Origin of the sequence: Halobacterium sp. KA-6, from assembly GCF_021029015.1 — an archaeon.
GTDB lineage: Archaea > Halobacteriota > Halobacteria > Halobacteriales > Halobacteriaceae > Halobacterium.
This window is the reverse complement of record NZ_JAJJZH010000003.1, coordinates 160,616-175,851: the sequence shown is the minus strand read 5'-3', so window position 1 is coordinate 175,851 and position 15,236 is coordinate 160,616. Positions and strand designations below refer to the sequence as shown.

At 65.7% G+C, this 15,236-nt stretch carries 17 protein-coding genes; 11 read left to right on the top strand and 6 right to left on the bottom strand.

From position 1 onward, the window contains the following. Positions 1-4 precede the first annotated feature (4 nt). Positions 5-424, bottom strand: a complete 420-nt coding sequence (locus LPA46_RS08775) for a hypothetical protein (protein ID WP_230892200.1) — start codon at positions 422-424, stop codon at positions 5-7. Positions 425-503: 79 nt separating this feature from the next. Continuing rightward, on the bottom strand, positions 504-626 hold the full coding sequence (locus tag LPA46_RS18820) for a hypothetical protein (protein WP_269073648.1): 123 nt from the start codon (positions 624-626) through the stop codon (positions 504-506). A 174-nt stretch (positions 627-800) separates the two neighbouring features. Between LPA46_RS18820 and LPA46_RS08770 the strand changes: the two genes are divergently transcribed. The 3 genes from LPA46_RS08770 (at position 801) to LPA46_RS08760 (ending at position 2,561) form a co-directional block, all read left to right on the top strand. Beyond that, positions 801-1,178, top strand: coding sequence for a putative zinc-binding protein (locus tag LPA46_RS08770; RefSeq protein WP_230892199.1), 378 nt, complete (start codon positions 801-803; stop codon positions 1,176-1,178). Positions 1,179-1,296: 118 nt separating this feature from the next. Next, a complete protein-coding gene (locus tag LPA46_RS08765) occupies positions 1,297-2,298 on the top strand; it encodes a DUF7490 domain-containing protein (RefSeq protein WP_230892198.1) in 1,002 nt (333 codons plus the stop codon). Next, positions 2,295-2,561 carry a hypothetical protein gene (locus tag LPA46_RS08760; RefSeq protein WP_230892197.1) on the top strand — a complete coding sequence of 89 codons (267 nt, stop codon included), beginning with the start codon at positions 2,295-2,297 and terminating at the stop codon, positions 2,559-2,561. The genes LPA46_RS08765 and LPA46_RS08760 overlap by 4 nt, the downstream gene beginning before the upstream one ends. On the opposite strand, the gene LPA46_RS08755 is transcribed toward LPA46_RS08760, so the two are convergent. Further along, positions 2,558-3,118: a GNAT family N-acetyltransferase gene (locus LPA46_RS08755; RefSeq protein WP_230892196.1), complete on the bottom strand. Its 561-nt coding sequence runs from the start codon at positions 3,116-3,118 to the stop codon at positions 2,558-2,560. The genes LPA46_RS08760 and LPA46_RS08755 overlap by 4 nt on opposite strands. 206 nt (positions 3,119-3,324) lie before the next feature. On the opposite strand from LPA46_RS08755, the gene LPA46_RS08750 reads away from it, so the two are divergent. Further along, positions 3,325-4,437 (top strand): pyridoxal-phosphate-dependent aminotransferase family protein, encoded by a 1,113-nt coding sequence (locus tag LPA46_RS08750; RefSeq protein ID WP_230892195.1) that lies wholly within the window; start codon positions 3,325-3,327, stop codon positions 4,435-4,437. Positions 4,438-4,504: 67 nt separating this feature from the next. Here the strand turns inward: LPA46_RS08750 and LPA46_RS08745 are convergent, their stop codons facing one another. Then, a complete protein-coding gene (locus LPA46_RS08745) occupies positions 4,505-4,675 on the bottom strand; it encodes a hypothetical protein (RefSeq protein ID WP_230890561.1) in 171 nt (56 codons plus the stop codon). Positions 4,676-4,786: 111 nt separating this feature from the next. Next, the gene (locus LPA46_RS08740) at positions 4,787-5,464 is read right to left on the bottom strand and encodes a helix-turn-helix domain-containing protein (protein WP_230892194.1); all 678 of its coding nucleotides are present in this window, start codon (positions 5,462-5,464) and stop codon (positions 4,787-4,789) included. Between the two features lie 100 nt (positions 5,465-5,564). On the opposite strand from LPA46_RS08740, the gene acs (LPA46_RS08735) reads away from it, so the two are divergent. The 7 genes from acs (LPA46_RS08735) (at position 5,565) to LPA46_RS08705 (ending at position 14,493) form a co-directional block, all read left to right on the top strand. Next, the gene (acs, locus tag LPA46_RS08735; RefSeq protein ID WP_230892193.1) at positions 5,565-7,520 is read left to right on the top strand and encodes an acetate--CoA ligase; all 1,956 of its coding nucleotides are present in this window, start codon (positions 5,565-5,567) and stop codon (positions 7,518-7,520) included. A gap of 129 nt (positions 7,521-7,649) precedes the next feature. Continuing rightward, complete coding sequence (locus LPA46_RS08730; protein WP_230892192.1) at positions 7,650-9,449, top strand: bacterio-opsin activator domain-containing protein; 1,800 nt, start codon at positions 7,650-7,652, stop codon at positions 9,447-9,449. A gap of 212 nt (positions 9,450-9,661) precedes the next feature. Next, positions 9,662-11,659: an acetate--CoA ligase gene (gene acs / locus LPA46_RS08725; RefSeq protein ID WP_230892191.1), complete on the top strand. Its 1,998-nt coding sequence runs from the start codon at positions 9,662-9,664 to the stop codon at positions 11,657-11,659. A 55-nt stretch (positions 11,660-11,714) separates the two neighbouring features. Next, positions 11,715-12,122, top strand: a complete 408-nt coding sequence (locus LPA46_RS08720; protein ID WP_230890378.1) for a DUF4212 domain-containing protein — start codon at positions 11,715-11,717, stop codon at positions 12,120-12,122. Beyond that, entirely contained in the window at positions 12,119-13,813 is a 1,695-nt protein-coding gene (locus LPA46_RS08715; RefSeq protein WP_230890377.1) for a sodium:solute symporter family transporter, read from the top strand. The genes LPA46_RS08720 and LPA46_RS08715 overlap by 4 nt, the downstream gene beginning before the upstream one ends. Further along, a complete protein-coding gene (locus LPA46_RS08710) occupies positions 13,814-14,281 on the top strand; it encodes a universal stress protein (protein WP_230890376.1) in 468 nt (155 codons plus the stop codon). After that, complete coding sequence (locus LPA46_RS08705; RefSeq protein WP_230892190.1) at positions 14,278-14,493, top strand: hypothetical protein; 216 nt, start codon at positions 14,278-14,280, stop codon at positions 14,491-14,493. Before LPA46_RS08710 ends, LPA46_RS08705 begins: the two co-directional genes overlap by 4 nt. 19 nt (positions 14,494-14,512) lie before the next feature. Here LPA46_RS08705 and LPA46_RS08700 read toward each other — a convergent pair whose 3' ends face one another. After that, entirely contained in the window at positions 14,513-15,067 is a 555-nt protein-coding gene (locus tag LPA46_RS08700; RefSeq protein WP_230890374.1) for a DoxX family protein, read from the bottom strand. Positions 15,068-15,236 lie beyond the last annotated feature (169 nt).

Sequence of the window (15,236 nt, the reverse complement as noted above, 5' to 3'; positions counted from 1 at the left end):
TGGGTTAGCCGTGCTCCAAGACGGGCGTCTCCGCGCCACCCTGGGCGTGGTCGACGCGGACGCGTTCGACCGCGTCGACGCCGAAGCCGTCGGCTAAGGCGCCTCGGGCCGCGGCTTCGCTATCCTCGTCCGCGGGCGTCTCCACGGTGACGGTGACGGTCGCGTCGATTTGGAGGTCGTTCAGTCGCGGCCGGAGGTCGGTGACGTCGACCGCTTCCACGCTGTCGACGATGTCGACACCCTCGACGACGCTCGCTGCGCCGCACTCCAGGTCGCCGGCGGTGTCGCGCGGTACGTGCATGGTGAGGTCCGCGACGAGGCGGACCTGCTGGCTGGCAGTTGCCATAAGCTCCCGCCGAGAGTCGAACTCGGTGCCGGCGAGGCCGGCGTCCACGGGCTGTCGGGAGCGACAGCCCGCGCTCACCACTCGACCCACGGAGAAGACACAGTCGTGCCGTAGTTGTAGACGGCAGCCGCGTCCTCCCCGGGGGTTCGGTGCCGCTTCACGCGGCGAGGGTGGACGCGGACTGCGCGTTCGGGCGGTAGCCGGCGACCACGAACCCCACGGAGACTCCAGACGACCCGCTAATCGAGCGGGCGTCCGGTGCGTGGAGTGTGGTGGTCATCGGTGTGTCACCCGGTGTGGGCTCGGTCGCTCCGAGCCGCTGTCGATTGGTCAATTTTGCCCCTGTACAATAAGTTTTGTCGAGGTATGCGTCCCCTTACCAAACCATTGTCCGGCTCGCAGGCGAACAATTTCGGGGGACGGCTTTCGACGTGGAACCGCGAACGGTGTCGTGATGACCGACTACGACGACCTTCCACTGGTTTACTCGTGTTCGGGCTGTTCGAGCGCTGCCCAGATGGCCAACGACCTCGCAGTGAGGCTCGACCGCGAGCGCGTCGCGGAAATGTCCTGTATTGCCGGCGTTGGCGGCGACGTTCCACCGCTCGTGAACACCGCGACGTCGGGCCGGCCGATGCTCGTCGTCGACGGCTGCCCGTTGGAGTGTGCGCGCAAGAGCCTCGAACAGCACGACGTCACCCCGGACCGCCACGTCAATCTCGCCAAGCGCGGCGTGCCCAAGGAGTACCACACGGACTACGACGACGAGCAGGCCGAGGAACTTTACAACGACCTCGTGCAGGAAGTCGAACAGCTCACCCCGGCGCCGTAGACGACTGCTTGTTCTCGTCGCCGTCGAGCACACGGTTCGGTGCGAGCGCACTCCCACTATCATTCCGTGGTCGCGTCCACCACAAGACCCTTGCCGGTGTTGGCTGAAATTGTCAGCCATGCGCCGGGAACGCGTCTTGGCCGTTGGAATCGCGGTACTACTCGTCGCCTCCGCAGTGACGATGGTCGCGGTCCCCGGCGTGTTCGCTGACCGCGAACCCGATGACGTCCGTCCCGGCCGCGCCAACATTCAGGAAGTGACGTTAGCCACCAACGACGTCTCCGGCGGAACAGTCACACTGGGCGTGACGTCGTACCTCCGACACTACGGTGGAACGTCCGAGAACGTCAGCATCCTCGTGCGCGCTGTCGACCTCGACTCCGGTCTCGTCGAGACGACTCGGAGGGTCGACGTCGACACAATCACCGGCGACAGGGAGGTCCCCGTCGAGGCCAACATCTCGGTCGCCCGCGAGGGCGGCTACCGCATCGAGACCGTGCTGTACAGCGACGACCAGCGGGTCGGCACGGTCTCGAAGACCGTTCGCGGCGTCGGCACCGTACAAGCGGGCGGCCGGGCGGCGTTCCACGACTTCGCCGCAGGGCTCCCATCGATTCAGTACTCCGTCACCGACGCTGGCCCCAATCGGACGGCACTGGACGTCTCGACGTACCTCACGAACAGCGGTGCAGCCCCGTCTGGCCCCGTTACAGTCGAGCTAATCGTGCGACAGGCCGATTCGAACATCGTCGCAGCGCGCACGACCATCTCCGTCTCGGAGGTCGCGCCCGGCGAAACCGTCGCCCCGAGCACGACAGTCACCGTGCCCGCCGGCTACAACTACTACCTCGACGCGGTCCTCCGCAAGAACGGCGTTATCGTGGACGCGGCGCGTAGCGCGGCGAACCTCGACCCGCAGGAACGCATCGAGGCCAACACGACCGTCCGCGACGTCGGCCTCCAGGTCGAGGACTTCGAACAGACGGACGGCCAAGACCAGCCACAGCCGACGCCTGACAGTGAGGGGAGTACCGGTGGTGGCGTCCCCGGGTTCGGGCCCGCGCTCGCGGTTGTCGCGCTCGCAATCGGCGCAGCCATCACTTGGAGGACACGCTCATGACTGACCAATCTGACTCCGCACCGACCGACGAACCGGCCATCGACGGACGCAACGTCCGCGACCTCCTGCTCCGCGGGACACTGCTCGTGTTGGGCGTGCTCGCAGTCGTCGCGCTCTTCCAGTTCTACACGAGCGCGAACGCCGCCATCGGCCAGTGGATCGGCCCGGACTTCCGCTCGCTGTTCCGCGCCGTGTTCAACCTCGTCGTCCTGCTCGCGGCCGGTCTCGGCATCTCGCTGGTCGTCCGCGAACTCTCTGGTTAGAAGTCCAGTTCCATCTCGCGTTCGGCACCGCCGCCGACCGCCTCGAACCCGACAGACCGGTAGAGGTTCAGTGCGACGCGGTTCGTCCGGTCGACAGTCAGCCAGACGCCCTCGACGCCGTGGGCGCTCCCGTAGCCCAGCAGCGTCCGGAGAAGCCGGGAACCGATTCCAGCGAGCTGGTAGCCGGGCGCGACGAAGATGGCTAGTTCCGCCGTCGACTCGTCGATGGGGACGAGCGACGCGTGGGCGACCGGCGTCCCCTCGTGGTACGCGGCGACGTCCCAGCCGTCCGCGAGCAGCGTCTCGAGCCAGTCACGTCGGCGACGTTCGTCAACCGGTGGAATCCGCTGTGCGCGGCTCTCGGCACCGAATTCGCCGTACATCGCCGCCAGCGCGTCGAAGTCATCGGCGTCGGCCGTGCGAATAGAGATACGTCGGGCCTCGTCGTCGCGGAACTCCACGGGCGGGATGGGGAACCGGTCGTCGGACTGCGGGGGATGCTCGGTGCCGATGCGTCCCGTGGGGGCGTCGGCCGCTTGCGTAGTGTTCGATGGCATAGTGGGGTGCTCGCGATGGTGGTTCGGGCGGCGCTTTGCGGCTCCGTCACCTTCGAGTACATCGGCTACCCCCGGAAAAGCGGTGTACGGTTCCAGATTTCTGGGAAATGTAGGACAGCGACGCTACGGCCCACACCGGCCAGTGTCGACTGTATCAAAACACACATCCCGCGTTGCTGTGAAGGAATCGCTATTCAGCCGCTCCCATGACCGAAAAACGCGAGTACACCGGCGACTACGACGACAAGACGCTGTACATCCCGGGGCCGACGGAAGTCCGCGACGAGGTGCTGGAAGCCATGTGCGAACCGATGTTCGGCCACCGCATGGACCAGATGACGGACCTCTACACGACCATCGTCGAGGACACGAAGACGTTCCTCGACACTGACAACGAGGTCATCATCCTCACCGCGTCGGGGACGGAGTTCTGGGAGGCCTCGACGCTGAACCTCGTCGACGAGAACATCCTCGTACCGACCTGTGGGAGTTTCAGCGAGCGCCACGCGAACGTCGCCGAGCGACTCGGGAAGGACGTCGACCGCCTCGAGTACGACTGGGGGGAGGCCATCAAGCCCGGCGACATCCGGGACGCGCTCGAGTCCAGCGACAAGCACTACGACGTCGTCGCCACCGTGATGAACGAGAGTTCCACGGGCGTCCGCAACCCCATCGAGGAAATCGGCGACGTCGTCGCCGACTACCCGGACACGTACTTCGTCGTGGACGCTGTCTCCGCGCTCGGCGGCGACTACGTCGACATCGACGAACACAACATCGACGTCATCTTCGCGTCCACGCAGAAGGCATTCGCGATGCCGCCGGGGCTGGCGGTCTGCGTCGTCAGCGACGACGCCTACGACCGCGAACTGGAGAAGGATTCGGCGTCGTGGTACGGGGGCTTCCAGCGTTCGCTGGACTACTACGACCGGAAGGGCCAGACGCACTCGACGCCCGCGATTCCCATCATGCTCGCGTACCGCAAGCAGATGAAGCACATGCTCCAGGAGGGCCACCTCGCGCGCGATCGGCGTCACCAGGAGATGGCCGAGTACACCCGCGAGTGGGCGCACGAGCACTTCGACGTCTTCCCCGAGGAGGGCTACGAGTCACAGACCGTGAGCTGCATCGAGAACACGCAGGACCTGGACATCGCGGCGGTCATCGACGAGGTCTCCGAGGAGTACGACATGGCGTTCTCGAACGGCTACGGGTCGACGCTCGGTGGGAAGACGTTCCGTATCGGGCACATGGGCGAGCACACCGTCGAGAGCATTGAAGCGCTGACCGACGCTATCGAAGACGTCGCTGGCCTCTAGGCTGCTGTCGTCGCTTTCAGTCGATTTTCCGGTTGGGTAGAAAGACTCGCTCCTGTGCGAGGAGCGGTCAGTCTGCGTCGATAGGTTCGAATTCGTCGTTTCCGCAGTCACACGTGCCGTCGGTCCCGATGGGCCGGTAGCCGTCGCCGGCTTGCTGTGCGGGGTACGTGCTGCTACAGTCCGTACAACCAACGATAACGTCAGGTGAACCACCTGTGTCACTGCCGTCGTCTGCCATCGTCGCTACCCGGTACGCAGATGACTCGCGTCGAAGAGGGATGGCCGAGTATATACAACCCATTCAAGTACCATCGCCACTCCGCTGTTCGTGCTGTGGCCCTCGGTCACACTACCGGTGAGGAGCCCGCTCGCCCTCCGTCGAATCTGGCGCGTCGAAGACGTCGCCGACGAGGTTGCCGTGGCCGCGGCGCAGTCGCTTCGAGAGCGCCTGCTGGCTGATGTCGAGTTCATCTGCGACTTCGTCCATCGTTGCCTCCGGTGGGACTTCGTAGAATCCCGCGTCGAGGGCGGCGACCAGTGCCTCACGCTGCTTCTCGGTGACGCCGAATCGGTCGGGCGCGCCCGCCTCACCAGAGCGGTACACGCGCTGGACCTCGTAGCTCACGTCGTGGCGCTCGCAGTACGTCGAGAACGCGGGCAGTTGGTCCGGGTCCTCGAACCGGATGCGGAGCTCCCAGCCACCGCGTTGGCCGGTCGCGGAGACGAGTGTCCCACCCGTCTCGACGACCGCGTTCGCTACCGACTTGACCCTGCCCGGCCACTCGGCGCGGTAGAGCGCTTCTGCCTCGTGGGTGTCTAGGCGCGTCGCCTCGTCGATTGTCGGGTCGTCCGTGACCGCCGACTCGAAGGCGTCGAGGTCGCCGTGCACCCAGAAGTACGGCGTGAGCCGGCCATCCGGGTGCGCGACGACGCGCTCGATTTCCACCACGGTCTCGGGGGCAGCCGCGAGCGTCTCGGCCATCGCGACGGAGTTGGCCGGCACCGCGACTTCCGCGACGACACTCATACGCGCCCTCGGACCCCCGGCGTAGTAAGTTTGCAGGCCGCTTCTCGCGGAGTTGCTGGAGGGAGAACGTTTATTCGCACTAGGCCGTAGGTTCCAATCAATGCCGGGCGACGAGTCGTGGCACATTGGGGGCGCCGGTGAGTCCGTGGAGCCACCGGCGTCGTTCGTCGACCAAGCGAACGTCACCGACCCCGACATTCGCGAGCAGTTCGAACGCGAGTGGCCGGCGTGCTGGGCGCGCGCCGCCGACCTTCTCGACTGGAACGACGACTACGACGCCGTGCTCGGTGGAGACGGCCCACCGTTCCGCTGGTTCGACGGCGGGACCCTGAACGCCAGTTACAACTGCATCGACCGCCACCTCGACGACCGGAAGAACCAGGTCGCGTTGACGTGGGAGGGTCGCCTCGGCGAGTCCCGGTCGTACTCGTATCTCGACCTCTACCGGGAGGTCAACGAGTTCGCAGCCGCACTCCGCGAATTGGGTGTCGAGGAGGAGGACGTCGTCACGCTGTACATGCCCGTCGTCCCCGAACTCCCCATCGCGATGCTGGCGTGTGCACGCATCGGCGCGCCGCACTCGGTCGTCTTCGCTGGCTTCTCCGCGGACGCGCTCGCGATGCGCATGGACGACGCCAACTCGGAGTACCTGGTGACCTGCGACGGCTACTACCGACGTGGTGCACCGGTCCACCAGAAGAACAAGGCCGACAACGCCGCCATCGCGCTCGACGACGGCATCGAAGCGACCGTCGTCGTCGACCGGCTTGGGGACGACACGCCGCTGGCCGACGACGAGTACGATTACGGCGACCTCGTCACCGAACACCGCGGCGAGACCGTCGACCCCGTACCCCGCGACGCGACCGACCAGCTGTTCCTCATCTACACGTCCGGGACCACAGGCGAACCCACCGGCGTTCGCCACACGACGGGCGGCTATCTCGCGCACGCAGCGTGGACGAGCCACGCCGTCCTGGACATTCGGCCCGAGGACACGCACTGGTGTTCGGCAGACATCGGCTGGATTACCGGGCACTCATACACAGTCTACGGGCCACTGGCGCTCGGGTCGACGACGATGCTCTACGAGGGGACACCTGACCACCCCGAGAAGGACCGCGTCTGGGAGCTCATCGAGCGCAACGCGGTCGACGTCTTCTACACCGCGCCGACCGCTATTCGCGCGTTCATGAAGTGGGGCGAACAACACCCGGACAGCCACGACCTCTCCAGCCTCCGCCTTTTGGGGACGGTCGGGGAACCCATCAATCCGCGCGCGTGGAAGTGGTATCACGAACACATCGGGAACGGCGAGTGCCCGGTAGTGGACACGTGGTGGCAGACTGAGACCGGCGGCATGATGGTCACCACGCTCCCGGGAATCGACGAGATGAAGCCAGGGTCGGCGGGCCTCCCGCTCCCCGGCATCGACGCGAAGGTCGTCGACGGCAACGGCGACCCCGTCGAGCCGGGCGACACCGGCTACCTCGTCGTCACGAGCCCGTGGCCGGGGATGCCGCTGTCGATGGTCGAGAACGACAGTTGGTTCACGGACCAAGCGCCGGTCTTCCCGGACCTCTCCGACCACGACTGGGCGTACTTCACGGAGGACGGCGCAACCGTCGACGAGGACGGCTACATCACGTTACTCGGGCGCGTTGACGACGTTATCAACGTCTCCGGCCACCGCTTCGGGACGATGGAAATCGAATCCGCCATCGCCGACGTCGAGGGTGTCGCCGAAGCCGCCGTCGTCAGCGGTCCCCACGACCTCAAGGGGCAGGCCGTCTACGCGTACGTCAGCGCCGCCGAGGACACCGACGAGGACGCGCTCCGCGAGCGCATCGCCGACGCCGTCGACGCTGCCATCGGCCCCATCGCCGTCCCGGACGTGGTTGTGTTCACACCCGAACTCCCCAAGACGCGCTCCGGGAAGGTGATGCGCCGCCTCCTCGAAGACATCGCCAACGACGACGACCTCGGTGACACCAGTGCGCTCCGCAACCCCGAGGTCGTCGGCGAACTGGAGTCGGCGCTCGGCGAGCGCGACTGACCAGCGTTTCGTCATTCAAAGATAACTCGAAACTCTTCCCGTGGGAATATACGCGATAGTTGGCTATTGCGATGTTCTCGGCTGCCCCTCGAAAGATTCTTACTTCGCGTCTGTGATAGTACACGAAACATGAGCGAGGGTGTCGCGGCGGCGCTGTCCGAGGCGTCCTACGAGCGGCTCCGCCGAGCCACGGAGACCCACCGCGAGGAACTCGTCGTCCGGCTCGCCGGCGAAGCCGGGCTCCGACCCGCCGAAATCGCTCGCGTCCGGCCCGTAGACGTCACGACACACGACCACGCCGACGTCGCTCATAACTTCCTCAGCGTCCGCGACGAGGAGGGTGAGGTCGTTCGCGAGGCCTACCTGCCCGCAGATGTCGAACACGACCTCCGGCAGTACGCCCGCACGGTCGGTGTCGACACCGAGGAACGCGTGGTATCGGTGTCGCCGCGGCGCGTCCAGATGCTCGTCGCCGACGTCGGCGACCGCGCGGCCGACCGCACCGGTGACGACGCGCTCCGGGACGTCTCCTCGCGGACGCTCCGCCGGTTCTTCGCCCGCCAGCTCCTCGACGAGGGGGTCGACCCGCGTGCAGTGGCGGCCGTCGGCGGCTGGGAGCGCCTCGCCAGCCTCGACCCGTTCGTCGACGACGCCGACCGCGGCGACGTCGCCGCAGCGTTCGCTGGCACCGACTTCGCACCCGCGCGCCAGCCCGCTGAAGCCCCCGTAGAGCCGGACTTGCACTTCGACGCCGCGTTCGACCGCGTGCGTGCCGTCGGAGACGCCCTCGCCGAGACGTCCACGCGTGACGGCGTCGAGCAGCGAACCTGCGAGGCGCTCGTCGGGGGTGACGCCTACGAGTTCGCGTGGATTGCGCGGTACAGCGGCGGGACACTACACGCCGCGACGCACGCAGGAGTGGCCGACGCGATGGTCGACGTGGCCGCTGACGACGGTGCCATCGCGGATACCCTCGCTTCCGGGGAGGTACGGGTCACGAACGACGTCCACGATGACGCGGGGTTCGCCGACTGGCGCGCGCACGCTAACGAGGCCGGGTTCGGCGCTGCCGCTACGGTGCCCGTCGACGACGGCGATACAACCTACGGCGTGCTCGGTGTTGGCGTCGACGGGACCATCAGCGACCGAGAACGCGACCTGCTCGCGGACCTCGGCCAGCGGGTCGGACGTACCGTCACGGTCGTCCAGCAGCGCCAACTCCTGTTGGCGGATACGGTGCTCGAATTGGCGTTCGAGACGACCGGCGACGAGTCGTTCTTCGCCGCTGCGGCCGCCAAACACGGCTGTACGTTCGAGTTGGACGGCGTCGTTCCCGGCGAAGAGGGCGCGCTCCTGTACTTCGTGCGGCTCTCAGGAGCGTCCGCGGAGACAGTACTGTCGTGGGCGGCCGACCAGCCAGCGGTCGCGGGCGGTCGCCTCGTCCGGGACTACGGTGACGAGTCGCTGCTCGAACTCGCTGTCACCGGCGCGGATATTGCGAAGACGCTGACTGACCGCGGCGCGTCGGTCCGGGAGGTGACGGCGACGCCCGCCGAGCAGCGCGTCGTCGTCGACGTCACAACGGACACGGACGTCCGGTCGCTGGTTGCGGCCGTCACTGACGTGTTCCCCGACACGGAACTCGTCTCGAAACGCGAGCGCGACCGTCCTGACGAGACCTCTGCGGCGTTCCGCGCGTCCCTGCACGAGTCGCTGACAGACAAACAGGCGTCCGTGCTGCGCGCGGCCTACCACGCAGGCTACTTCGAGTGGCCGCGTGGCAGTACCGCCGAGGAACTCGCGGACGCCATCGGCATCACGTCCCCCACGCTCCACAACCACCTGCGGCGCGCCCAGCAGAAGCTCCTCACGGCGTTCTTCGCGGAGGACGACGTCGGACGCGGCGGCGTCGAGTGGCCCGACGACTGACTCGCGTCGTCAACGTTGCTAACTATTTAGTGAGTAATTTCGACGCCGCCAGCTGCGGAGTGCTTTGTGGCCGGCGGAATCTCGCGCAGTAAGGCCTAATAGGCCGTGTTGGCGCTCTTTGGCTGGGTTTCCTCGCTGCTCTCTCATATGGCGGGTGTTGGCATAATTAGCGCCGGTACTTAACACGGATGTCGTGAACGATTGTGATGGATATGCCAGACCAAGACGCTGACCCGGAACTCGAAGCCCGCCTCCCCGAGGGCGAGGTCTTCGAGCCGCCGGAGTCGTTCGTCGAACAGGCGAACGTCTCGGACCCCGACATCTACGACGAGTTCGAACAGAACTGGCCGGAGTGTTGGGAGCGCGCCGCCGACCACCTCTCGTGGGACGAGGAGTACGACACCGTACTCGACGACTCGAACCCGCCGTTCTACGAGTGGTTCACGGGCGGTGAGCTGAACGCGAGTTACAACTGCATCGACCGCCACGTAGAGGAGGGCCGCGGCGACGAGGAAGCCCTCGAATGGGTCGGTGAACCAACCGACGATACGCGCACGTACACGTACGCTGAACTTCAGCGCGAAGTCGAGGAGTTCGCGGCTGCTCTCCGGGACCGCGGCGTCGAGGAGGACGACATCGTCACCCTCTACATGCCGATGATTCCGGAGCTTCCGATTGCGATGCTGGCGTGTGCTCGCATCGGCGCACCCCACTCGGTCGTCTTCGCTGGCTTCTCCGCGGACGCGCTCGCGACACGGATGAACTCCGCGGACTCGGAGTACCTGGTGACCTGCGACGGCTACTACCGCCGCGGCGACCCCCTCGACCACCTCGAAAAGACCAACGAGGGTCTCGAAGGCGTCGAGCACGAGGTCAGCGACGTGGTCGTCGTCGACCGCCTCGGCGACGACGACTTCGGGCACGACCTCGCGGCCAACCAGACCGACTACGACGACCTCGTCGCGGAGTTCGAGGGCGCGGAAGTCGACCCCGTTCCGCGGGACGCCGAGGACATGCTGTTCCTGATGTACACGTCGGGAACAACCGGTCAGCCGAAGGGCGTCAAACACACGACGGGCGGCTACCTGTCGTACGCGGCGTGGACGAGCCACGCCGTCCTGGACGTCAAGCCCGAGGACACCTACTGGTGTTCGGCAGACATCGGCTGGATTACCGGCCACTCGTACATCGTCTACGGGCCGCTCGCGCTCGGCACCACGTCAGTGATGTACGAGGGTACTCCGGACTACCCGGACAAGGACCGCCTCTGGGAAATCGTCGACGACTACGACGTCAACCAACTGTACACCGCGCCGACCGCTATCCGCGCGTTCATGAAGTGGGGTAAGGAGTACCCCGACCAGCACGACCTCTCCAGTCTGCGGCTGCTGGGGACGGTTGGGGAACCCATCAATCCGCGCGCGTGGAAGTGGTACTACACGCACATCGGCGACGAGGACTGCCCGGTGGTGGACACGTGGTGGCAGACCGAGACCGGCGGTATGATGATTACCACGCTGCCCGCCATCAACGACATGAAGCCGGGCTCGGCGGGTCCGCCGCTCCCCGGCATCGACGCCAACATCGTCGACACCACGGGTGAAGAAGTCAGCGCCGGCGAAGCCGGCTACCTTACGGTCAACAATCCGTGGCCGGGCATGCTGCGGACGCTGTACGACAACGACGAGCGCTTCATTGAGGAGTACTGGACGGAGTACTCGGACACCGAGAGCAGCGACTCCGAGGACTGGGTCTACTTCCCCGAAGACGGCGCAAAAATCGACGAGGACGGCTACATCACCGTACTCGGGCGCGTGGACGACGTCATCAACGTCTCCGGCCACCGCCTCGGCACGATGGAAATCGAATCCGCCATCGTCGGTGTCGAGGGCGTCGCCGAAGCCGCCGTCGTCGGCGGCGACCACGAACTGAAAGGCGAAGCCGTCTACGCGTACGTCATCACTGAGGACGGCTACGAGGGAGACGAGGGCCTCCGCGAGCGTATCATCGCCGGTGTCGAGGACGCCATCGGCCCCATCGCGCGCCCGGAGGAAGTCGTGTTCACGACCGAACTCCCGAAGACCCGTTCGGGGAAGATTATGCGGCGGCTCCTGGAGGACATCGCCAACGGCGAGGATCTCGGCAACACCTCCACGCTGCGGAATCCGGAGGTCGTCGAAGACATCCAGTCGAAAGTCTCCGACGACTAACGCCACCCCGACTTTTCACAACCGCCACACGGAATGAACTAACAGACCACTAACTATGACAGACAACAACAACCACGATCCGACGGACGAACCGCCCGCCGAACCGGACGGCGGCGCTGTCGCCGGCGTCGCGCAGTCCGAGGACAGCACCGACTACCTCACGTCGGAGGTGAACCTGCTACGGCCGAGCACGCCGTTCATGCGGGATCACCTCCGCATCATCTGGACGGGATTCGCCATTTGGGCAGTCGTCGTCTTCGGCCCGGTGACGCTAACCGCGATTATCCCGGACGTGATGACGTCGACGATGCCCGTTCTCGGCTTCCCGCTGCACTACTTCCTCGTCTCGATCGGTGCGCCCGGCGGCGCGCTGATTCTGGCGTTCTGGTACGCGCGAAAGCGCGACGCTCTCGACGAGAAGTACGGCATCGACCACTCGCCTGACGGAGGTGTCTCCGAATGAGCGCCCTCCTCCCGTACCTGACCGGCGCAGTTGCACAATCCGGACTGCTTCCAGAAGGACTGAACGTCTCGTTCAAGGCGCTGCCCGCCGTGCTCGTGACGGCGATGCTGCTGTTGTTCCTCGTCATCGGCTTCGTGTTCAAGGTCGCCGATACCGAGGGCATGTGGGTCGCCGGCCGTTCCATCGGGAACGTCGAGAACGGTATGGCAATCGGTGCGAACTGGATGTCCGCCGCGTCGTACCTCGGCATGGCCGCGCTCATCGCCACCTCCGGTTTCTACGGGCTGGCGTTCATCGTCGGCTGGTCGACCGGCTACTTCGTGCTGCTAATCTTCATGGCCGCTCAGATGCGGCGGTTCGGGAAGTACACCGCGCCCGACTTCGTCGGCGACCGGTTCAACTCTGACACCGCCCGCGCCATCGCCGCGCTCACGACGTTCCTCATCGCGTTCGTGTACGCCATCGGGCAAGCCCGCGGCATGGGCCTGGTCGGCCTCTACATCTTCGGCGACCTCGGCATCCTCGGACTCACCGGCTACCAATCGATGGTCGTACTCATGATGACCATCACGGTCGGCTACCTCACGCTGTCGGGGATGCTCGGCGCGACGAAGAACATGGCCGTCCAGTACGTCATCCTCATCGTCGCGTTCCTCGCGGGCCTGTACGTCGTCGGGTTCGTGAACGGCTACTCGACGATTATCCCGCAGATCGAGTACGGAGCGCTGTTCGCCGAACTCGGCAGCGAGTTCAGCGAACCGTTCGTCAACGGCGGCTACTACCTCTGGATTGCCACCGCGTTCTCACTCGTGGTCGGTACGTGTGGCTTACCGCACGTGCTCGTGCGGTTCTACACCGTCGAGAGCGAGCGCACCGCGCGCTGGTCGACGGTCTGGGGGCTCGGCTTCATCCTCCTGCTGTACCTCGCGTCGCCCGCGTTCGCGGCGTTCGGTACCGACCTCTACGCGAACAACATCGGTCCCGTCTACGGTGACCCCGGCATGACGTCCGCAGCGGGCGACGTCATCGTCGTGCTCGCCGCGCAGCTGTCGAATCTCCCAACGTGGTTCGTCGGGCTCGTCGCCGCTGGCGGTATCGCAGCCGCCATCGCGACGACCGCCGGCCTGTTCATCACTGGGTCGTCGGCCATCTCCCACGACATCTACAAGAACCTCATCAACGAGGACGCGACGCAGCGCCAGCAGGTGTTCGTCGGCCGTATGAGCATCATCGCGCTCGGCGTCATCACGACGCTGGCCGCGCTCGACCCGGCAGCGCCCATCGCGGCGCTCGTCTCGTACGCGTTCTCGCTGGCCGGTGCCGTGCTGTTCCCGATGTTCTTCCTCGGCCTCTGGTGGGAGAACACGAACCGTCAGGGCGCACTCGCCGGCATGACCACCGGGCTCGTCATCTGGACGATTCCGATGATCAACGAAGTGGTGCCGAACTACGGGCTGCTCAGCGGGGCCGCGGGCTCGGACGGCATCATCTCCGCGACGCTCGCACAGTGGCTGCCCGCTATCGGCTCCGCGCTCGTCGCCGTGCCTGTCGTGTTCGTGGTGACCATCGTCGTCTCGATGGTGACCGCCGAACCCGACCTCGAAACGAAGAAGCTCGTTCGGCAGTGCCACAGCCCCGAACCGATGAGCCAACAGCAGAGCGCCGAAGACGTCGTGAGCTCTGACGACTAAATGTACGACAACATCCTCGTTCCGACCGACGGCAGCGAAACCGCCCGCAGTGCGGTCGACCAGGCGGTCGACCTCGCGGCGAAGTACGACGCGACGGTCCACGCGTTGTTCGTCTTCGACGTCGACGCGACGACGCTCGCGCTTGGCACCGAGCAGGTCGAACGCATCCGTCGGGGGAAACTCGATGAGATGCCCGAAGTGAAAGCCGAGGCCGACGAGGCCACCGGCTACGTCGCGGACGTCGCCGCCGAGCACGGTGTCTCCGTCGAGGAGCACGTCACGGCAGGCGAGCCCGCGCGTGCCATCCGGAAGTTCGTCGAGGACAACGACATCGACCTCGTCGTGATGGGGAGCCACGGCCGCTCCGGGCTCTCCCGGGTCGTTCTCGGTAGCGTCGCCGAGAAAGTACTCCGGCGCACCCGGCTGCCGGTGCTCGTCGTCGACGCCCACGGGGAAGACGAATCGTGACCCTGCTCGACGCTGTCCGCGACCACGTCGTCGAACACCACGACGGAATGCTGTTCGACCTCGCGTTCGCGTTCGCGTGGGTCATCGTCGTCACCCTGCTGTTCGAGGCGTTCGGTGCACCGCAGCTGGTGTACTACGGCGCGCTCGCGAGCGGCGTCGTCGCCTACTACGGGTTCGTCTTCTCGCTACAGCACGCGAAAGAATCGCAGTAGCGGTCTCGGACCGCTTCTTCTAGCCGAGCAGGTAGCGCATCCACGGATAGCGCTCGACGAGCGCCTCGCCACCGACCTCGTACTGTTCGATGTACGAGTCCAGCCCGAGGATGCGGCCGGCACCGAACGCGGCGACCGCGAGGAACACGAGCATGTACGCGAAGTCGCCGTTGATGTAGCCGTGGCTGATCTCCCAGTTCCCGAGGTAGAACATGAGCATCATGAACGCGCCCCAGAACGCGGCGAGACGGGTGAGACAGCCCACGAGCAGGCCGAGACCGATGAGTACCTCACCCCACGGGACGGCGATGTTCACGAAGTCCACGAACCACGGTGTCTCCCCCATCGCAACGAAGAGGTCGGCGACCGGACTGTTGTTCGCGGGCGGTGCGTTCTGGAGATAGCCGGCCGCGCTGAAACTCCCGGAAAGAACCTTATCGACGCCGCTCTGGAGGAACGCTAGTCCCATCATCAGGCGTAACGCGAGGATGAACCAGACGCTCAGCGAGTGGAGCTTCCCGACGGCAGTGAAGCCGGCAACGGTGCTTTCGAGACGGTGTTCTTGAGTGGACATACCTACCGTCAGAGATACCACCTACCTCCATTAGAATGGTGGCTGGTTCTCGGAAGCTTAGAAGTTCTCGCCAGGAACCAAGGAATTTCCACCCCACTCGAAACACGGCCGCGCTTTTTCGGCTTGCATTAAGTAGCGTGCTCGTCACGACACTACGAGACAGCATACC